Origin of the sequence: Paenibacillus amylolyticus, assembly GCF_036894225.1 — a bacterium.
Lineage (GTDB): Bacteria > Bacillota > Bacilli > Paenibacillales > Paenibacillaceae > Paenibacillus > Paenibacillus amylolyticus.
Genome location: NZ_CP145892.1, coordinates 1,451,466 through 1,472,336, shown reverse-complemented (window position 1 = coordinate 1,472,336; position 20,871 = coordinate 1,451,466). Strand labels below are relative to the sequence as shown.

General features: G+C 46.2%; 21 protein-coding genes. All 21 read right to left on the bottom strand.

Translation table 11 applies throughout. The features are described 5' to 3' along the window. Nucleotides 1-1,109: 1,109 nt before the first annotated feature. Nucleotides 1,110-2,009, bottom strand: a complete 900-nt coding sequence (gene nikC, locus V6668_RS06540) for a nickel transporter permease (RefSeq protein WP_338707976.1) — start codon at nt 2,007-2,009, stop codon at nt 1,110-1,112. 230 nt (nt 2,010-2,239) lie between these two features. Continuing rightward, nucleotides 2,240-3,244: an ABC transporter permease gene (locus V6668_RS06535; protein WP_338707975.1), complete on the bottom strand. Its 1,005-nt coding sequence runs from the start codon at nt 3,242-3,244 to the stop codon at nt 2,240-2,242. Between the two features lie 206 nt (nt 3,245-3,450). Beyond that, nucleotides 3,451-5,097, bottom strand: a complete 1,647-nt coding sequence (locus tag V6668_RS06530) for an ABC transporter substrate-binding protein (protein ID WP_338707974.1) — start codon at nt 5,095-5,097, stop codon at nt 3,451-3,453. 945 nt (nt 5,098-6,042) lie between these two features. Continuing rightward, complete coding sequence (locus tag V6668_RS06525) at nt 6,043-6,990, bottom strand: glycoside hydrolase family 25 protein (protein WP_338707973.1); 948 nt, start codon at nt 6,988-6,990, stop codon at nt 6,043-6,045. 251 nt (nt 6,991-7,241) lie between these two features. Then, entirely contained in the window at nt 7,242-7,739 is a 498-nt protein-coding gene (locus V6668_RS06520) for a phage holin family protein (protein ID WP_036611369.1), read from the bottom strand. Between the two features lie 320 nt (nt 7,740-8,059). Continuing rightward, on the bottom strand, nt 8,060-8,221 hold the full coding sequence (locus V6668_RS06515; protein ID WP_162158977.1) for a hypothetical protein: 162 nt from the start codon (nt 8,219-8,221) through the stop codon (nt 8,060-8,062). Beyond that, on the bottom strand, nt 8,218-8,445 hold the full coding sequence (locus V6668_RS06510) for a hypothetical protein (RefSeq protein WP_051447216.1): 228 nt from the start codon (nt 8,443-8,445) through the stop codon (nt 8,218-8,220). The genes V6668_RS06515 and V6668_RS06510 overlap by 4 nt, the downstream gene beginning before the upstream one ends. A 151-nt stretch (nt 8,446-8,596) precedes the next feature. After that, complete coding sequence (locus V6668_RS06505) at nt 8,597-9,121, bottom strand: hypothetical protein (RefSeq protein WP_036611373.1); 525 nt, start codon at nt 9,119-9,121, stop codon at nt 8,597-8,599. Further along, on the bottom strand, nt 9,122-9,724 hold the full coding sequence (locus V6668_RS06500; RefSeq protein ID WP_036611375.1) for a hypothetical protein: 603 nt from the start codon (nt 9,722-9,724) through the stop codon (nt 9,122-9,124). It lies immediately after the preceding gene. Further along, a complete protein-coding gene (locus V6668_RS06495; protein WP_051447217.1) occupies nt 9,724-12,030 on the bottom strand; it encodes a hypothetical protein in 2,307 nt (768 codons plus the stop codon). The genes V6668_RS06500 and V6668_RS06495 overlap by 1 nt, the downstream gene beginning before the upstream one ends. After that, nucleotides 12,031-12,576, bottom strand: a complete 546-nt coding sequence (locus V6668_RS06490; RefSeq protein WP_036611377.1) for a putative phage tail protein — start codon at nt 12,574-12,576, stop codon at nt 12,031-12,033. Continuing rightward, complete coding sequence (locus tag V6668_RS06485) at nt 12,573-13,631, bottom strand: baseplate J/gp47 family protein (RefSeq protein WP_036611379.1); 1,059 nt, start codon at nt 13,629-13,631, stop codon at nt 12,573-12,575. The genes V6668_RS06490 and V6668_RS06485 overlap by 4 nt, the downstream gene beginning before the upstream one ends. Continuing rightward, on the bottom strand, nt 13,624-14,037 hold the full coding sequence (locus tag V6668_RS06480) for a DUF2634 domain-containing protein (RefSeq protein ID WP_036611382.1): 414 nt from the start codon (nt 14,035-14,037) through the stop codon (nt 13,624-13,626). The genes V6668_RS06485 and V6668_RS06480 overlap by 8 nt, the downstream gene beginning before the upstream one ends. Beyond that, on the bottom strand, nt 14,034-14,291 hold the full coding sequence (locus V6668_RS06475; protein WP_051447218.1) for a DUF2577 family protein: 258 nt from the start codon (nt 14,289-14,291) through the stop codon (nt 14,034-14,036). Before V6668_RS06475 ends, V6668_RS06480 begins: the two co-directional genes overlap by 4 nt. Nucleotides 14,292-14,297: 6 nt before the next feature. Further along, nucleotides 14,298-15,308 carry an XkdQ/YqbQ family protein gene (locus V6668_RS06470; RefSeq protein WP_051447219.1) on the bottom strand — a complete coding sequence of 337 codons (1,011 nt, stop codon included), beginning with the start codon at nt 15,306-15,308 and terminating at the stop codon, nt 14,298-14,300. A 13-nt stretch (nt 15,309-15,321) separates the two neighbouring features. Continuing rightward, nucleotides 15,322-16,017 carry a LysM peptidoglycan-binding domain-containing protein gene (locus V6668_RS06465; protein WP_036611385.1) on the bottom strand — a complete coding sequence of 232 codons (696 nt, stop codon included), beginning with the start codon at nt 16,015-16,017 and terminating at the stop codon, nt 15,322-15,324. Further along, on the bottom strand, nt 16,018-17,991 hold the full coding sequence (locus V6668_RS06460) for a hypothetical protein (protein WP_036611387.1): 1,974 nt from the start codon (nt 17,989-17,991) through the stop codon (nt 16,018-16,020). 201 nt (nt 17,992-18,192) lie between these two features. Next, entirely contained in the window at nt 18,193-18,615 is a 423-nt protein-coding gene (locus V6668_RS06455; protein ID WP_036611390.1) for a phage tail assembly chaperone, read from the bottom strand. A 171-nt stretch (nt 18,616-18,786) separates the two neighbouring features. Next, the gene (locus V6668_RS06450) at nt 18,787-19,245 is read right to left on the bottom strand and encodes a phage tail tube protein (protein WP_017690162.1); all 459 of its coding nucleotides are present in this window, start codon (nt 19,243-19,245) and stop codon (nt 18,787-18,789) included. 1 nt (nt 19,246) lies between these two features. Further along, nucleotides 19,247-20,563, bottom strand: coding sequence for a phage tail sheath family protein (locus tag V6668_RS06445; protein WP_036611392.1), 1,317 nt, complete (start codon nt 20,561-20,563; stop codon nt 19,247-19,249). After that, nucleotides 20,563-20,772 (bottom strand): hypothetical protein, encoded by a 210-nt coding sequence (locus V6668_RS06440; RefSeq protein ID WP_036611395.1) that lies wholly within the window; start codon nt 20,770-20,772, stop codon nt 20,563-20,565. Before V6668_RS06440 ends, V6668_RS06445 begins: the two co-directional genes overlap by 1 nt. Between the last annotated feature and the right edge of the window lie 99 nt (nt 20,773-20,871).

Below are 20,871 nucleotides of genomic sequence, written 5' to 3'. Positions count from 1 at the left end.
GGCTAATCTTCAAAAATGCATGACGTTCTGCAATGTAGCCGTTCCGGTTACGAATCGTTTTTCGGATCGCTGTTATCCCCAGATTTTTTTGATTCCCTTTTGCATTTGATCAGGAACTTGTTTGAGGATTATATCCTTCTATTTAAATGGATTCTGTTGATTAAGCAAACATTTCGCTTCTTCGAATCTGTTGCTTCCTTGGCTTCGCATGTCCTACTCAGGTTCAATCTCTATTTTCAAAAACAGAATCATTCCATATGTAGGCTTATAATAAAAACATCTTCCGTTAGCACTCTAATGATCGGAGTGCTAATCCCTTCCTTTTATATAACATATGGGAAAATTGGGTGTCAATACGTAGGCGGTTATTTTAACTAAAAGATCGAATAACTCTTTAACTTTTGCACATCACCAATCATTTTACCGTAATCCCGCAGGTAAAACAAAAGCCGACTCGAACCAGAGTTCGAATCGGCATGGGGAAAGATTTTATTGTGTCTGTTATAGCGGCTAGTATCAAAACATTTCCGTCTAATGTACCTTGGAGTATCCTCGGCCTTACTGTGTTGAGACTGATGTATGTTGTATGGGTACTTTGGTAGGTATGTTGGTACTTTGGTATGTTGATATGTTGGTATCTTGGTTGCTTGAATGTCTTGAGCAGTATGACAGTCACGCGCTAACGAATCTCAGAGGCGTTAATTGCCTTTTTGGGAGGTTTTTGTGAGCTAACGAATCGTAGACACGCTATTTCTCGACTTTAGCCAACCTTTTGAGACTTTCCGCAGGTTTTCGCAAAATAACGCGTGTGAGGTTCGTTAGACTGGGAAATTGGCTGGAAATCGTAAAATAAGGGCTCCCGGGTTCTTTAGAGTTGAAGCAAGTGTTGGCGTTACAGCTTCAGATAGGATTGTGATAAAAATTAGTGCTTACGGTTAGTGTTAACGTTGCCTTTGGCACGCATGCTGCGTTACAGAAAAAGTTAGGCTTGCAGAGTTAGGGTTTCAATCAAAGTTGCAGTTTGAGTTCGAGCTTGGGTTACAAGTTATGGTCACGGTTTGAGTTTGAGTTTGAGTTTGAGTTTGAGTTTGAGTTTGAGTTTGAAAATTCTACTTTTTCGCCATTTTAGGATCAAGGGTGTCGCGCAGGCCGTCGCCCATTAGGTTGAAGCCGAGAACGGTCAACATAATGGAAACGCCGGGGAAGATCAGTGTCCACGGTGCTTTTTGTATAAACTGACGGGAGTCTGACAGCATTTTACCCCATTCCGGGTCGGGTGGTTGTGCACCCATGCCTAGAAATCCGAGTGCAGCAGCTTCGATGATCGCAGTCCCAATTCCGAGTGTACCTTGCACGATCAGCGGAGTAAGGCTGTTGGGCAAGATGTGGCGAAACAAGATTCGACCGTTGCCCGCTCCAAGTGTCCGTGCCGACGTAATGAATTCCTCCTGTCTCAAGCTGAGTACCCGTGAACGCACCAATCTTCCGTAGGTCGGGATGTTCACGATGGCGATGGCGAGCAGTGCATTTTGCAAAGACGGGCCCAATATCGCCACAATGGCGATGGCTAGCAAAATCCCGGGAAAGGCGAGCAAGATATCAAATAAACGCGAGATAAGCATGTCCGCCCATTTCCCATAAAATCCTGCAATTAAACCAAGCAGCGTACCCGCGATAATGGAACCAATGACGGAGAAGAACCCCACCCACAAGGAAATACGCGCCCCATGCAGCACTCGGGAAAATACATCACGCCCCAGATCATCGGTACCAAACCAATGCTCTGCCGAAGGGGCCTGAAGCCGATCCACCAGCACCTGTTCCTTGTAATCGTAAGGTGCGATGTATTGCGCGAGGAAGGCCAACAGGATAAAAAATACGATAATAATCAGACCTGCAAGCGCAAGCCGATTTCTCCGAAACGTTCTCCACGCTTCCCGCCATGGACCGGATGTGCTCGCCGACGCAGCGTCAATGGATGGTCCGGTATTGGTCGATAATTTGGCCATGCGGTGTCTCCTTTCTTGGATATGAATATAACAAAAGATCAACGCGTTCTATTACACTCAAGCACTACGATTGCATTACCATCTTCTGATCGCTGTTATCCCCAGATTATATTGATCCACCTATTTAAAGGTGAAAATCCGGTGATACATGCGCAGCCTATGCTTCCAATGTAGCTTTCTTTTAGAAAGCTTTTAGCTTCGCTTCTGCAGATTGGTTCTTTATGGAGTAACTATTTATAACTAATACGAGGATCAAACACGGCATAGAGCAAATCTACAATCAGATTGATCACCACAAAAAAGAACGCCACGATCAGAATGCCACTCTGGATCACCGGATAGTCCCGCGAACTAATTGCTTCATATATATAACGTCCCACGCCCGGCCAGGCAAAGATCGTTTCGGTCAACACCGCACCTCCGAGCAATGACCCAGTCTGGATGCCGATAACCGTGAGGACGGGAATAAACGCATTTTTGAGCGCATGTCCATATACGACAAAAAACGGACCCAGTCCCTTCGCCTTTGCTGTACGAATGTAATCGGAACTCATTACTTCCAGCATGCTGGAACGCGTCATCCGGGCAATAACAGCCATTGGAATCGTTCCCAGTGCAGCACTTGGCAGAATCAAATGTTTTGTTACGATCCACAACTGATTCCATTGTCCAGCAATCATCGTATCCAGCACATACAAGCCCGTAATGGCATCCACCGGATCACGCGCATTCATGCGCCCAATGGACGGCAGCCACTGTAACTTGTTCGCAAACAGCCATTGTTCCATCAGACCGAGCCAGAAGATCGGCATGGATACACCCACCAAAGCAATGACCATACAGCAATAATCAAACCAGGAGTTGTGCTTCCATGCACTGACAATCCCGGCATTCACCCCAATAATGACAGCAAACAACATACTTGCCATCGTTAATTCAAGGGTTGCTGTCAGATAAGGCACAATTTCCTGGGCAATAGGCACCTTGGTGCGGATGGATGTTCCAAGGTCGCCTTTGAGCAAATCGCCCAAGTAGGCGAAATATTGCTGGAACCAGGGTTTATCCAGACCGAGTTGGTCACGGAGGGCCTGCTTGGATTGTTCGGTTGCCTTTTGCCCAAGTATGGTCTCGGCCGGGTCACCCGGGATGGCGTGGATGATGGAAAAGACAATCAGGGTCATGCCCAGCAGTACGGGCAGCAACACAAGCACACGTTTGACAATATAGCTGTTCAATCCTGTTCACCTGCCTTCGACATATCGTGCAAAATAAAAAGCGCCGGCAAAAACGCATGCTTTGGATAGTTACGTCCGGATGTGGGTTCTGCCAAGCATTTCGTCTCACCAGCGCTTTGAAAGAAAGAATTAAACGTAATCACTCCGAACTGTAGTGCCATCTTCAGATCGCAGTTATTCTGAAATTGATAAGTTCAGCTTACAGCTTACTCGAAATAAGCACCGGCATAGGATTCGGTGCCCAGTGGAGAAGGGACGAAACCTTTCAGGTTGGCTTTACCTGCCAGAATTGGCGTCGTGTGTACCAGAGGAATCCACGGTGCATCTTCCTTGATAATGACCTGTGCCTGTTTGTAAAGTTCCGCACGTTTGTCTTGATCGGTTTCTGTCTGTGCACCCGTCAGCAATGTGTGTAATTCTTCGTTTACATAATAACTGCGGTTGTTGCTTGGAATGGCATCTTTATCCAGCAGTGTATACAGGAAGTTATCTGGGTCACCATTGTCACCTGTCCAGCCGAGCATGTAAATGTCGTCCTTCTCCCCGGCCTTTGTATCTTCGAGATACGTTGCCCACTCCGGTGATTCGATGGTGACGGTCACTCCGATTTTCTCAAAATCGGCCTGGATCGCTTCCGCTACCTTCTTGCCATCAGGCATATACGGGCGGGATACCGGCATCGCATAGAAGGTTACCGGATCAGGCAATCCGTCAGGGAAGCCAGCTTCGGCCAGTAAAGCTTTTGCTTTTTCCAGATCATATGGGTAATCCTCAATGGTATCGTTGTATCCCCACAGCGTTGGCGGCATCGGGTTCACAGCAGGTTCAGCTTGTCCAGCAAAGAATGCATCAATAAGGGCCTGCTTGTTCACCGCATGATTGAGGGCTTGTCTGACTTTGACATTATCAAATGGTTTCTTCTTGAAGTTAAAGCCAATATACGCCACGTTGAACGGTGGACGCTCGATCTTCTGCAACTCGCTGTTGCCTTCAAGAATGGACAGATCGTCCGGATTCAGGTCTTCCATGACATCAATCTCGCCGTTTTGCAGGGCATTGAAGCGAGCGGTATTATCCGGAATGGAACGCACGATCACTTTGTTCAGCTTTGGCAGTCCTTCTTTCCAATAATCCGCATTTTTCTCCAGGGTAATGGAGTCGTTACGCTTCCACTCTTTGAATACAAATGGGCCGGTGCCCACAGGCTCGCTCTTGAAGTTTTCTTTTTTCTCCTGAATCGCGGTTGGGCTGGCAATGCCAAATGGCGTCATCGCAATATTTTGCAGGAAAGGCGCTTGTGGCTGGTTCAATGTGAACTCCACCGTAGTTTCGTCCGTCGCCTTCACTTCCTTGATCACACGTCCGTCCTCTGGACCAAACATGGAATCGTAATAATCGAAGGAATCTCCCTCGAATTTATATTCACTCGCCGGATCGCCCCAGCGGTTGAAGTTAAACACAACAGACTCTGCGTTGAAGTCAGTTCCATCATGGAATTTCACACCGGACTTCAGCTTAAACACATACTTGAGCCCATCCGCCGAAATCTCCCAGCTCTCTGCTAGTCCAGGAATGACCTCTGTTCCGCCTTCCTTGTAGTCCAGCAATGAATCAAACACTTGATGCCCAATCTTCAGCGACTCCCCATCGGTCACAATCGCCGGATCGAGTGCTACGGAATCCCCACCACGCCCCATAATCATCGTATCCTGTGCTACCGTTTCGGTTGGAGGGTCGGTTCCTTCCGCCGGAGCAGGCGTATTCTCTCCACTCTCGTTACTGGAGCAACCGGACAACACCAATACGGTACTCAAGGCCATCGTTAGAACACCGGACATCCATTTTTTTCTCATTCGCATACGTACAACACCCTTCCCTGTCTCATAATGTGTGTGATGCTGGCATGAAAGATCTCCAATGTTGGCAATCGGTTTGGTGCTATGTATCATATAAAAGGCTTTAAATGCCTGCGATACCTGAATTAATGTTCTGGGAAAAGTAAGGCATGTGTATAAAATGTAAAAACAGCATGGGATACATATGGAATACAGGTAAATATCAGACCGTGCTCATTGAGTGAGGACGTGGATTGACTACTTTTATAGAAAAAGAGACCGTTCAACAACGTATCCTGTGAGATGAATCTATGATATTGAATAAGATTGTTGCGTTTTATTTGAACTTAGGTCAATAAGAAACAGCAAGTGGGTATGGACTGGTAAGAGCAAGTTTAAGTTGGTAGATTAAAAATACTGATGGGCATATGGATACTACGCTGCTGGCTACGCAATAAAGTCTGTTCCTTGGGCGTGTCGTCTTGAGCATGGAGTGTGGAGACCGGATTAGTATCGTTATCGTTATCGTTATCGTTCGTTTGCAATACGGACGAAAGAAACTCAACATAGGCTAGGTTGTTTTATGAATCGTGTAAGTTGTTTAAGGTGGTGGCTTCCTCTTGCAGATTGGATGTGTAAAATGTATGAACGAGTCATCTTGAGATGTTGGATTGTACAACAGGGAGACATTACAATAACTTCATATGTTATGGTTTTGTCATGATGAGGAGGATTGTGTAAATAAACTGTGGTGAAAAACAATTTCGTGTAACTTACTTTACATCACATTAATCAATTAGACAAGAGATTTACAGACATAAGTCTTCAACTTTATTATATGCGTTAATATCACTTACACAAAACACAAAAAAGGAACACGGTTCGACAAAAAGCGTCTCGTGTTCCTTCTCCACTCCATCCACATTTATATAAAATCAACATTCTAATTTGCTAAGAATCAGCTCACTTTTTAAACAAACCTCTGCGATGCATCACGGTAATAAAACGGTAAAAATCATAACTCGCCCCATTATCGATGCTGAACAATGGATTTTTAGTGTCATATGCTAGTGCTGCATCCACAGCTGCCCTTGCCCATACTGGAACTTCCATTTGCTGACGCGCCTGCAGTTTGTCGACCTGGGATTTGAGCGCATCAAACGCTGCTTTCTCTTCGGCTGTCATCGGTTCGCCCCCTTTCGGTGGTTCGGTTGGTGGATTCGGATGACTTGGATTCGTTGGATTGGATGGCTCCGGTGGTTTCGGAGTGGCTGCTGCGTATCTTGCTCTGAGCTGTGCCGCTGTTCCCTCGAATTCATTCATATCCACGTTGCCACTAATGCCATTCACCTTGCCTGAATCCGTATACTGCCAGAACGTCCAACGCTTCCATGCCGGCTGGTCGTCCGGTACACGGGTGTTGCTGTAGCGCGCGATCCACAGATCATATGAGCTGAGTGTTGTGTCAAAATTCCTGGCAAATGAATTGCCCGTGTATATGATCGGTTTCACACCTGTCAGACGTTGTAATTCGGTTAAAAAAGCTTTGGCAACTGTATTCATCTGCGCTTTGCTCAGGTTGCCGGGATTGTTCTCGTAGTCCATGACGGGTGGAAGTTGTAACGCTTTGGCGCCTCCCACTTTGTTAAGTGTATTGGCGTAATGTGCCGCTTCTGCCTTGGCACCATCGGTGGATGTCGCACGGAAGAAGTGATATGTTCCGACCAGCATGCCCGCAGCAAGTGCACCGGTTACATTTTTCTGATAATTGGGATCGGTATATGTCTGTCCCTCGGTTGCCTTGATGAATACAAATGTCATGCCACTTGCCTTCACTTTCGCCCAGTCAATATTGCCCTGGTATCGGGAGACGTCAATGCCCTGTGTGTTGCCCGAACTTCTCGTTTGCATGTTTCTCACACCCTTTATGCGGCAAATTGCCGTTTGTATCAGCATTTTACATCATTCGATTCAAGCGTTCCCGGGTACAAGTATAGACAGATTAGAGCATTCTGATCTATACATTGCTGATTGGATGTCACTCTCTGGATTGATGCAAAATGCTCCTATAGTTAATGCGGTTGGATCAGGGGTTGCTTGTGTGCGTGTCCCTGATGTGTTGAGTTATGTGTATTTTCACGTGCTAGCTTGCTATAGTCACATTACTTCTTACTATCTCCAGCCTGTGAATTTATGTCGTCCGGATCTGCCTGTGAAAAAGTGTCTTTGGCACTTGGGGAGAAGTTACCGGGGAGTTCCCCGGTTCCCCCCTTGCCCTTGAGCACTTCAATGGCCTGCCGAATCACTGGCGGAATAGGTGCGCCCAACTTGCCCCCGTTTTCGATAATGGACAACAACTCATTTGCGATATAAAAAAAGGCGACCGCATCCCTGAACAAATGTCCGTCTCCCAGAACACCGTCCACCAGATGAGCCACCGATACCATTGCAAATATAAACACCTTTCTGGCGATGCCGAACATCCCAACGTTACTTTCTAGCTTGCCACTCATGCCTGCTGCCGCAATGCCCGTTAGGTAATCGAGGATGACGAACACAAGTAGTACGCCGAGTACGCCTGACCAACCACCGAAGAAGTAGGTTACTGAGCTGCTCATTAGTGCAATTCCCCATTTCCATAGGGTGTCCCATCTTTCCATGGTTTCACCTCCTTTTAATATTGAAATACTAAATGCTCCAGAAGGCATAAAAATAGCGCTCCGTATTCGGAACGCTTGTTAAGTGATTTTTCCGTTTTGGTCCATATCTCCAACTCGCAGAGCTTCCGCCACTTTATCACGGCTTTGAACTGGTACAGACTCCAACTTGATCATTCCTTAATGAACCATCATTACCTATATAGCTAACATAGTCTCACCTCCCATCATGAATGCTACAGCCCATCAAATCCAGCAGCCAAGCAAGTTTATTCCGCATTAGGCATCTAACTAAGCAGCAACATGTGTAATCCCATGAGCGCCTATTTATTCGTGTTGTTTTCTTCCCGCAATCGCTGATTTTCTGCCGCCAATTCGGCAATTTGAGACGTTAATGAAATGGCAGGCGGTTGTGGTTCTTCATCGGGTTTTAGCGGGTAGTCAAAGAGTGGTTCCAATGTTTCCAAATCAACGCGTGTAATCATACCGCCCTCGGCACGGTCAAACATGATTCGCCATGTTCAAGCTGAATCATACCCATGCTATCGGGAACTTTATCGTCCAACGCTTTATACAACTTGAAATCCTGCTCCCGTGTCGTTTCGACGACGATCCCGGCGCTCTCTGGCGTAATCACGAATACGTTCCCGAATTGCAAGTCGCAGTAGACCTTCATACCGATTTTATTTTTCGGCTCTTGTTCGTTCATTTTTCCACTACCTTTCGTGTTTTTGATATGGCAAAAATGAGTATGCGGTATGAGCTTTCACGGCTCACAACGTCACACCCTTTCCCCCTTGTTTATCTCTCTATGATCACCCAAAAGCTTCCCAAACTACAGAGGAAAAAACCAATCCCTCTTAAGTGAAGTAGGTTTCTAACAAGGCACTATCAATCCACATACCGCCACCAGTAGCCGTGGTGGATGTACCTCTCATGTACAATCCAAAGGGCATGTTCAAGTTCAAGCCACTGGCCGCAAAATCTATCGTAGATAAGTTAGAAAAAACATACCCATCACTTTGTGAATTGATGGTGATTCCATTCATCTTCCCTTTCACAAAATCGACCATGAGCATAGACAAGCGATTAGGGTAAGGATGTACGTTCAACACAACTCCGCTATTCACGGAACCTGTTGTATTTCTTAATACTAATTGAGGCGTAGCATATACACTATCAAAACTCATGATAGGACCCAATTTCGAAAATGCGTTAAACATGCGAATCCCTAAAGGAATATCGAATAAGAAGACATCTCTTTTTGAGTTTGGAGATATTATGGTATACGGAACAGAAATTGTTCGCTCATTGATCGTAGCGGGAAATACCTTCGGCCCGTCAATCAAGTAATTGTCCAGCAAGTAATTATCAATTAACGGCATTTACTGCACCGCCTTTTCTAAAATCAACGTCACCCAACTATTTGTTCCAGTTGAAATAAAGTTGGTCGGCCTTCCCTTAGGTAAGAATACCTTAGGCAACGGAACAATAAGCGTGTCTCTTGCTTTAATGACTTTCTTACTTATCAAATACCAACCAGTATTCATAGACACCTCCGAGGATACGCTTCCGTGTCCATTACAAATGATAATAGAGCGAATGATAGAATCAAAGTCATTTGAAGGAATAGAGTCTGCACTGGTCGCTGTTACCTTTACGAAAGGATATCCTGCCGGTTCATAATTTCGTTCGAATCCAGTTAAAAATATGGACAATCCAGAAATGTTAGATGATATATAAATTTCTTCTCCTTGAATTATTGGAATATCTAATTCGGAAAGAACTAAAGTAGCGCCAGGCTTTATCACATGGTTTTGAGCGATACGAGATCCGCCGATAGTCAAAGTAAATAACGCGTCAGACGCACTGTAGTTGCAAATAATAGCTGACTTAACCACAGCATACTTATTCGTTGGGACGGTATATACCTTCGAAGACGTGGTAGGTACGTTACCTTCGAATAAATTTTTGATTGTATCTGCCATTATTCAATCGGCCCCCAAACGTTTCGTTTATTTTGTTGTTGCAGCAAAGTACGAACAGCCTCGTTAACCGCGGTCTCGACCACTGACACCGCCCCCGCGTTTTGACGCATGAGATCGTTCATATCCGTAAGCAATGCCTTTTCATTTTCGGCTATTGATCCGACGAATTGAGCAACCGGAGACGTGTCCAGCATAAAGTAAGTTACCGTGTACGTGGCTGACGGATCAAACGCATCTTTCACCAGATTCGCTCTTGCTGTTCCGTAAGCATCCATCACGTTTCTACCAATAGCCCATCGATCATCTTTAGCACCATTTTTATAAATCGCGAGAATATTCCTTGCTTTAGTTTTAAGCAATGAGTGCGGAACAGATGTATAGTTAATCTCACGTCTACCGACAATATTTACCGTATTTTCTGAGGCCGGCGTATATTCACGCAGCATGATGCCCGTGTCGACTTCAACTTGGTTATTACCTTCAACTAACGTCAATTTTCCTTCTGACGTGATTGCTTCGACAGTTGGCGTTGCAAGTTGATATACAAGCTGGTATGACGAAATTGTCCCATCTTTAATAGAGGGAGAACTCTCGTTTACTGGTACTGATGTTCTTAAATGTGCCCATGTGCTATTCCAGTTAGCTGGAGGTGAATATCCTATCGGCGTCCATGTTTTTTGAGCCGCGTTTGTCGGATCATTGTAAGCGCTGGCACTCATGTTACGCATTGTCCATCCCATGAAATATGCATACCGCTCTTCGACTGTTGGCGTGTATGAGTCTCCCCATCCACTGTCTGAGTTAGAAACGCTTATAGCAAAATTACTATTCATCCTATCAACTGCCCATCCATCTGCACTTGCTTCGTGTTGTCCCCAAGTTAAGATTTTCCCATTGTATTTAACAGCAACTGCTTCCCCTACAGAATCATAGTTATAATCGATTCCTGGTAATTTAGGATAGAGTGTTTTATATCCTGCTTTATTGCCAACTATTGAAGATGTAAGCTTGCTTCCATCCAAGACAACATTTTGCCACTTCTTTAATTTGAAATATTGACCGTCCTTCTCGAAAACTTCATCAGCATTAGTCTCGGTCAATGGATCAGCGTATAGATCCGTTTGCAATGCGAGCATAGTGTCTTCGCGTGGTTTGAATGGTTTTGGCATGTTGCCGAGCGTCAGCATTGGGTTAATAATTGTGTCAGCACGGTTTCCCGTGCCGTTGACATAAACAGAAATTTGCGTAAGATTACCGCTATTGAACGTTCCGCCATTGTTACTGTAATTAAGTAGTACCGTCTGCTCGTCTACAGAAAAAACAGCTAACATACCCTTACCTTTTAAAGTTGAGAAAGATAAATGATAATCTTTTTGTGGACAGATAGTGACAAGGATCCGTGTCCATGGATCTGTAGATTCTGATGTTTGTTCATACACATATGGGCTGATTATCTTGGAATTTTTGGTAATTAACGCAGCTTCATAAAATGAAGGCAACAAATTCTCTCCATAACGAATTACGTATGGATTCCGCACAGGTTGAACACTATCAACGTATGGATATTTATCTGCTACCTGTTCCGGAGTCATGCTGTTCAATGCTGCGTATTCTGCTGCACTGACTTCGTAAAGGCGGACATTGTCCGCATTGAATACTTGCCCCGCTACCCCGCTACCAACAACTGCAATCGCATGGGTTGAGGCTGTCGCCGTGAAGCTAGCGAATGAAGTCCCAAAGGTCGATCCCGTTACTTTATTTCCGTTAACTACAGTGGATATTGAAACGAATGCGCTACTAGTTGATACGTTTTTGATATCAGCTACTAGAACATATGTCTTACCGACTGACGTAGACACTTCCTTGCTTATGTTGCTGTTAGTCGAGGCAAGGGTTACTTTTAATGAACTCAGACTTCCCTGGGCATACGTAGAAGTGTCTAAAGTTGCTGACGCAGCGCCTATACCCCAGTTACTATATCCCTCAAAGCCTCCATCCCGCCCCAACAAGTTCACAAGCGTTCGACCCTTCAATCCTTCCAATTTAAATGCCGAGGAACGTCTAGCATGAACAACTTGCAATCCAGGCTCCAACGTCACCGATCTACGCTTCTCGGTATCCAACCGCTCCTGAATACTACTCACCTGTGCTGCGGTTTCCTCAGCCTTTTCTTCCACTTGCCCTACACCGTCATCAACCTTCTCCCAGTTCTGATCCAAATACTTATCCAGATCAAAATAGGTTGTCGATGGCGAGGAACGGTCAATTTTATTCAACCCAAGATTCGGTGTTTTTGGTTCATTCATTTAAGCTCCACCTCCTAAAAATTTATCCTGACGGGTCTGTTCGATCTCAGCCAGCGTCATGCTTTCCACTTCCGCAATCGTCAAATACCGCAGACGATAGTCCACGGTCATATGTGCCGGTTTAATATCCTCAATTGCTGCCTTAAGATCGTCCAGATTGGGCGGCAAGCCCCATGTGTCGATAAAGCGAATTCGGATCAAGTATTCCTCGGGCGACACAGATACATCAATCCCACCGCTTTCGTAGGCCTGCGCCACGTTCTTGAGCATCGAGCCAGAGACTTTGCCGCTGCCGCGCATTTTGGAAATGATTACGGATCTCCGCTGGTCGTCTGGCTTGGCTTGATTCGTCGGAATCTGCAAATCCCGCTCATAACGTTCCAATGTCCAGGTCGCAGACTCCGGGTAGAATTGATCCAGCACACTTTCCAAACCCACCGTAAGCTTGTCCAGCTCTACACCTTCGGTCTCCGTGAGAAGCTGCATCTCAAGCACATTTTCATACAACGGGGGCAAAAGAGTCATTAACATCTCTGATTTACTCATGTCACCTTCACCGTCCCAAGAACGGCTACGGCGCCGGGGGCGATCTCCAGATTGGACATACCACCATTCACCAGCAGATCGCTATAGTCGATCACGGGTGGGATATCCAGAATGACATTGGCAATACGTGTCCAACGCACCAACGGATCGGCAAAAGCCAGTTCTTTCAGATACGCCATAACTCCCGTTTCAATTAGTGTCTTCACGCCCTCGTACGTTGAACCAGAAGCAAGTGTGACCTGCACCTCCACATCAATGGGTACTTCTTCCGCCCCCACCACCGTAACCACAGGTCCAATTGGAGCAGCACCTTCGCCCATTCCATCCTGGGTTGGATCGATATATTTCTGAACTGCCTCAATGACCGCCTCAGCAGGTGTTTGCATTTCGTTATTCAGCAATGCCACTTTGACTGTACCGGGACCGTCCCACAGTGGAAAAGCTTTTGCTTTGCCCACACCGGAGTTTTCCCGTGCCCATAACTCATACTGATATTTGTTCGCACTCGTGACCGGACGGGAAACTTTGTCCTGATATCGGTCATACAAAGCCTGATCCGTTTCCTCGTCTTCTCCAGGAACCAGCAACTGTGTCAATTCGGCTGTGGTAAGACCAGCAATATAATCGATGGGCAGCAGTGCCCCCGTATATTCATTACCTTCCGCTCCCGCGACCTCACATTCCAACACATATTGCCCTGCCGCGATGCGTTCCACAACAACATACACCCGATCCCCAGTGGAAAAACGACTCTCCAAAGGAACTTCAACAGGCTTCCCTTCGTTATCCCGAAAACTACCAACCCAACGCGCCTTCGTGGCCGGCTTCCGACTAATGCCCGACCAAGCCACCGCGCGATCCAGATACTCTCCAGAGGCTGTATCTGCAAACTTCAGATTGGCGTTCACATCCAGCTCGATATACATCTGAGCCATTTCCACAGCCGCTGGCGCAAGCGCATCATAGATAATGCTGCCTTCACGTTTATCCACACCATCTGGTACCCTATCCAGCATTCGGTTTAAAATAACTTCAAACGTCTGCTCTTCATACATTCATGTTCACCTCCGTCTCTTCCCTGAAGCTGCCAAAATCTGTTTCCACGGTAAACGAAACCCTTACTCCATCGGCCTCGTGGACAAAATCGAACTCCGTTACATCCGATATACGATCATCCGGAAGCAACGCTTCGCGAATCCAGCGCTCCAGTTCCGATTCAACCATGGATCTCCCGGCCATTCCTTCCCAGGACCATTCCATGCCGTAATCCGAGGAATAGATTAGATGCTCGTAGCGGCGTGTAGACAACGCTTTATACACCGCCTGTTTTACCGCATCTTTTCCATCCAGTTGCAATCTTCCAATTCGTTGTCCTGAAGCTTGAAATACATACGTTAGACTTGGAAGCACAACAGCTTCTTCCTGATCTTCTGCACTTATCTGCGCACCCTGTGGAATCATGGATTCACCAGCCGATCCAGCACGACAAAGCTGTCTCCGCCTTGAACACGTAACAACAAGACATGATCACCCACGGTCCAAGCTTTGTTCACTACGGACTCTGGCAGTACCAGAAAAGGCTCAGCCAATGCCAGCCGTTGTTCAACGGTAATCTCCAGAGGCTGCGTGTTTGTCACGCTTCCGTACATTATCTGAACGGGAGACTTGGCATCTACGGCAGCCACCGCCGCCTTTTTAATCACGTCCAGCATCATTTATCGTTACACCACCTTCAAATCCAGTGACATCGTATGCACGCCCCCCTGTATCTTATGCGTACATTCGTCTACCAGAAAATATTGATTAATCTTCAGTTCATCGATCTGGATGTTGACAAAACTGCCTGCCCTCACCTTGAAATCACCAAGCGCATCCACCTTCAACGTCTGCGTCTCGCGATTGCGGAGGGTCATCAGGGTCTTGAGCATTTCATCAATCTGACCTTCGTTCAGGCCATCATCCGCTTTTTGGTACAAAAAAAGCAGCCCCCATTGACGGATGCTGCCTGAATCCTGATGAACAAACGTTTCTCTTTTTCCCGTATCCTTGTTATCCCGATACAGCTTAATCTTGTTATACGTCTGGTCGTCAATTGACCGCGTATAACTGTAATCCGTGAGCAGACTGTTATCCCCAATAACAAAGCCGTAAGGCATCTCTTCCACATCCCGAAGCACAAGTTTGCCGAAATCATCGTAAAAGATGTAGTTTTTACCACCATAGATGAGCGTTCGGTCGAGCGCCTCACAGATCATGTCGATCAGCTTTTTGTTATCAAATAACATGCGCGGAATAACATACTTTGGCTGAATCAGATCACCTGTTTTCAACAGAAAGTCTTTGGCAATTCGTTTGATCACATCCGTAGCCGTTGCGTTAACGAACTTGTAAGTCTGATTCGCGGTTAGATAACGAGTCTGGTCGTAGGCTTTGATTTTGACACTTTCGTCCTTGCCACTATCCACCGAGAAGATATATCCGTAAAATATGCCTACCTCGTTGCTGATATATTTCACGACAAATCCATTCTCATAGGTGAATTGCTTATTCTGGTACAGGCTGCCCTTGATCAACGTGAATTCCAGAGAGGAGGGCTTGCCGATACGGGAGGTTTTGTACGTAATGTCGCCGGCAATTTCGCTAATGTCCCAGATGTTGCCCTGTTTGTCATCCAGCAATAACCGTTCCTTCATGTTTGCCAGCTTATCATCCAGCCTGATCTGCTCTTGCATATTCCCTCTCCTTTCACGGAAGCTTGATCACAAGTCCAATCGGCAGCTTCTTCAGTTGTGCATCTTTGATGCCATTCAGCTTCTGCAGTTCTTTCCAGCGAGATCCATCTCCCAAATGGGTTTTGGCTACAGACCACAAGGAGTCTCCGGCTTTGAGTGTGACAGTCTTGGGCTGGATTTTTTCATTGGGCCGGGAGGATTTGGTTTTTGTTTTTGAAGCAGCCGTATCCTTGCTGTCCTTGAGTGGCACTACTTTTTTGGCGGCATAGAAAATGAACTGCTTCAGCTTGATATCATACTGAATATCCCCCACCGTACCCGCTGTCTCCTTCCAGTCGAAGCTCTCAATGGAAACCGCCATATTAATAGTGTACCTTGCACTGGAAAAGAACAGTCTGACGGGTCTGCCCGTCTGCATCCAGCGGATGATCTTTTTCACATATTCATAGGGATCACGGTAAAACTGCTTCTGAATTGCCGGATGTCTTGCATCGTAGTTCAGATGATACGGGCTGTAGTCTGCCGGAAAAATCCCGCTGAAACTGACTTCACGCAGCTTCGGCGACTTGATCACGTTAATTTCACCCAAAGCGCTAACGTTAAATGTACTGCCATCTCCCGAATCCGAAAACTCAATGCTCTCGGGTGTCACCGGGAAAAACATGTATTCGGAGCGGTTATTGAAGCTTAGTTGAATATAATATTCCACTTATCCATACACCCCCTGGGCACTGGAGACGATCTGACTGTTCAGTCCATCGGTGATTTTGCTGATGATGCTGTCCACATCATGTCCGCTGTTGATATCCCCTGTGGTGACCTGAACGGTTGGCGTCAGACTGACAAATCGCTGAATCGCCTGCATCTCTGCAAGCTCACGCATCAGTTTCAGATCCTCGCTCGTCACATCCACTGTGCCGTCCACGTCACCGATCTTGTCCACCTGTCCGATATTGTTGATTTTGTTGATGTTACTCATGTTGCTGTTGGGAACAATATTGGGAGCAGGTGCAGTTGGCATCGATGGCATGGAAGGCGTTTTGGGAGTTGAGCCGCCAAAGTTTCCGGGTAATTTTGTTTCTTTGGAACTTGGAACAGGCAGAGAAGGTATTTTTGATAATAGATTTTTTGCTATATCTTGTCCCTTGTCAGAAACCTTTGGATCGAATTCTCCATCCATCCGTTTCATGTGGAATACATCTTTGTCACTTTGTGGCTCAATTGATTTCAGTGTATCCATCCAACCCTTGACGCTTTTGCTAGCAATGTTGATATCGGCTTCGGACATGACAGCAAAATTTGTACCAAAGATATCATTAATAAAGGAAGCTACCTTCCCAATTGCCCCCATCGCTTTGCCCAGAAAGTCCTCAATTCCTACAATAAGATTGTAAAATATCTGCATCCCGAACATTCCCAAATCGTAAAGCAATTTTTGGAATGCATAGAATGGGTCTTTGAAGACATTGGCTATGAACTCTGCGAATATAGCAAATCGATTCCACATCGTGGCAATCACAACCCTTACCATCTCTCCAAGCAGCATAAATGTACCGATAATTGCTCCCAAAATCTCAGTTCCCGATATTCCCATCATGCTTAAAATACCGATAACAGCTGCAATGGCAGCGATGACGAGCAGAATAGGCCAATTCAGTAATAACCAGGCTGCAACCAAACTGTAAACTTGGATAATGACCAAAGCCAGAGCCACAAGCGCAAGCGCCATAAGGATCGGCTGAATAATATCCCAGTTTTGTTGGATCACACTTGCTATATACAGAATGCCATTTACCAGCATCGTCAGCGCGTTTGCCGCAACCGTAAATGCATTGCTAAGCCATTCAATAATGCCAGTGAATTCACCATTGGCAAATGCCTCATTTAATCGATCTAGTAGAGGCGTCAAGGCAACAAGAGCTACCTGTCCAATCTGGCCCAGAACCCCATTAAACTGATTCACAAGCATGTTCCACTTCTGTAGTGGTGAATCCAGCATAGTGTCAAAAGCCTGTTGGGTATAGCCTTGTTTTTGCAAAATGACATCAAGCTTGGTGATAAATCCATCCAGATTGGATGAATCGATAGTTTGTTGCAGACCCGCTCCACTTAGAGCTTCAGCAGGAATGTTAAAAGAATTAGCAAGTTCACCATTGTCTCCGTTCATGGCAGCAACCAAGGCACTGGATGCATCTGACATACTTTTCCCATCTGGAGAAAGCATACTCAACCGTTTAGTCATATCTCTCAGTTGGTCAACCTGATCCGTATTCTGTGCATACGGAATGAGAGATAGTGTACCTTTCAAAGCATCCGTAACATTCTGTCCGCTCTTGAAAGCTTCCGCACGGTAGCGATTAAAGATCGTCTCCCCCTGAGCATCATCACCCGTAGCAGCCATATAGCGATGCTTCAGATCCTCTTCTTGTGCTGCTGGAACAAGAACCGCTTGTCCTGCTGACTTGATCATGCTGATCCAGGCTCTTACACGCCCGGCTCCTTCTGCAAAAGCCGCGTTCACTTTGGCTTGTTCCTCGGATACGCCCTGCAGCAATTTGGATGCCATTGCAATACTGTTCAGTCGAGCAGAATTAAACATGGTACTTATAGCAGCAGGTAATTGTTGAAATTGCGTTACTATACGTGTTGAAGTAAGGTACAGTCTTGCAAACATGGCATACATTCATTTCTCCCTCCTTTCCTTTTTATTTCTTTCGGGCGCGATTCTTGGACCGTTCTTTCTTCTCTTCCTCCACCCGGATGGAGATCATCGCATAGATTGCCGCTCGTTCTCGCATAGAGAAGGCCATTAGCTCATGCGGCAAAATGTTTAATTCATGGAGAGCGTAATAAGCCAGATTGGCTTCGGAATCGCCCTCTTTAATTAGTTTTTTACGTCATCCACCAGTTCGTTCATATCCTGATTGAAGCCGTTCAGCTTCTGGACCTGTTCACCGAGCGAAGCAAATTCCCCAGGCAACAGCATTTTCCGCAAAAGCGATTCCGCCCCCATCACGCCATATGAACGCTGGAGTTCTGCGTTTTTCAAATCGGGATAAACGACACTTGCGCTCATCAGGCGAGCCATGTAATCATTCGCATCGATGTCGGGTGTGTAGACACCGTTCTTGCCCTTGATTTTGCGGGTAGCCGCTTTGCGGCATTCCTGGTTTTCGTCCTCGGTCATGCTGCGCAGTTTCCATGCAACCGGCTCGCCTTTCTCATCTTTGAATCGGGGGGATACGATAAACTCCTCCGTTGTATCTGTTGCTGCATTTTGGGCAAAAAACATACTCAATCCACTCATGTATTGTTCCTCCTCTAAAGTTAGGTCCCCCGCCGCACGAAGCGGCGAAGAACAGTATTTTGACACGCCAAATAGCCCGTAACACAGGCAAGTGGAACAGGTTTCTTTTACAAACCCGCTGCTAATTTATACTCTTTATAAATCTTAAGGTATTATGCTTTCTACGCTACATTACTTCGGCAGATTGAACGATACAGGCATATCGACATCTTCAAAGGTAAAGCTCACTTCTTCCTCCAACGCCTCGGCCTCGGTATCCAGGGATGCCATAATCACACTGTCGAGGTTGACGCCTTTGAGTGTAACGGTCTGTTTGCCAATCGTAGAGGAAGGATCTTCGTTGGTCACTTCAATGTCGAAGTACGTATCTACACCATTCTGCATGTACTGGAGCATCAGCTCGCGGAAACGGGAAGTGGTATAAAAGATCGTCATGGAACCTGAGCCAGACCAACCGGTTGCTTTGTGCTGTACGCCGCGGCGACCCAAGGTTTTGACCTCTGCTTTTTGTTTCTCCACTGTTGCTTCCAGCGTCTTCACATAGAACATTTCTTCCGTCTGTCCGTTAATCGTTGCGTATGCGCGGCCTTCCTGACCGGAGATCGTGTCACTTGCTTTCAAAAATGCCATCTTAAACCACCTTCACTTTCATATATACTTTTTCAACGGAATCCACAGGTTGGACCTGAATCTCGATCAGAATACTGTCAGTTTCATTGCCCGGAGCAACAGTGATATCTGTTTTGGAATCGAAATTTTGAATCGCCCCAATATCCTGAAGCTGCTTCAGATAAGTGACACATTGGGAACGGAACAGGCTGCGCCCATCTTCGTTATTGTTCACTTTGCCGATATAATAGGACTCGAAAATCCGTTTCATATCGTTAGCGATGCCATCGAGAACACGGACAACACGGTTTTTGGCAAAATGACGTGCCTTATCCGGTGTCACCGAACGGAACGTATTTACATCCTGCTCCACCACCGCGCGGTTGCTGCTCGCTGTAAACACAAACTCGCCGTTGCGCAATGCTGCTTCTGTCTCAGTATGTGTCAATCTGCCATTCACATCCACGGCATCGTCATATGCACGGAACGTCAGAGATTCATTCAGGTTAGCTCCCGCTGTTGCACCGGCAGTCCATGCTACGGTTTGTTTTGGCGTAAGAACGGTACCGTCTGCGAGCACAACACCATTTTTGACACTGATAATGCCTTCATGATCTGCAGCCGGATAATCCGACAGAACCAGTTGTACCTTCTTGCCCTCGGTATCACGCAAACGCTTGATGTAGGCTGTGTAGACTGACTTGAGTGTAGCATCGTCTGAGATCAGACCAACCGTGTTAAAATCCAGTACTTCCAGCTTGGTCAGAAAATCAGCATGCTCTTGGTTAGATGCTGTACCATCCAAACCACCTGTTAGTGGAAGTGACGCTGTAGCTGTGAGTGCACCTTCACCAGTAAATGTAACGTATGCGTTGGATACCAGAGCTTCGATGCTGGACGAAGTTTGTTTGTCCACTTCTTTACCCGCAAGCAAAGTAGAGACATCCAGTTGTTCCGGTTCATTGATATTTGCAGAGATTACAACAGCCAGATCATTACCGCGTACGCCGCCGTGTTGGGCTGTTACTGTCAGTTTATCCAAGGTTGCCTTGGCTTGGGTACCTGCATTGAGTCGGTAAAGAAGCAAGGTCTGCGCCCGTTTCAATGCCTCGCGAATCAGCAGCAATTGCGGTGCTGTCCAGTCATAGCCCAATTTGGCTTGTACATCTTCACCTGCTTGTACCGTCAGGATTGAGCCTGTTTGCCCCCATGACAATGGAAGTGCCAAAGCCACCGTTCCCCGCTCTCCTACCGTTCCCGGCAATGAGCCCTCTGATGCAAAATTCATATATACGCCAGGGCGTACCTTGTTTTGTGTCGTCCATGTTCCTCCAGCCATTATTGTGCCTCCCCATTCATGAATTGTTGGATGTGTTCTTGCGCTTCTTCTATGGTGTATGTTTGTTTTTCCAGCAGAACTGCTGCCAAAATATCTTTCTCGATCCGGCTAAGTTGCCGGGATTCGGCGAACTGTGCTTTGCTGTATTTTTGATTGTTTTTCTGTTGAGCTTCCGTTTTTTTAGGGTCCGATTCTTTTTTCGTAAACATCGCCAATGCGCCTCCTATTCCTTTCATGTTAATCCCCTCATTTGATTATTTAAGTTCAACCAAAGAATAATTACATTTGCCACTCCGATGACAGAACAA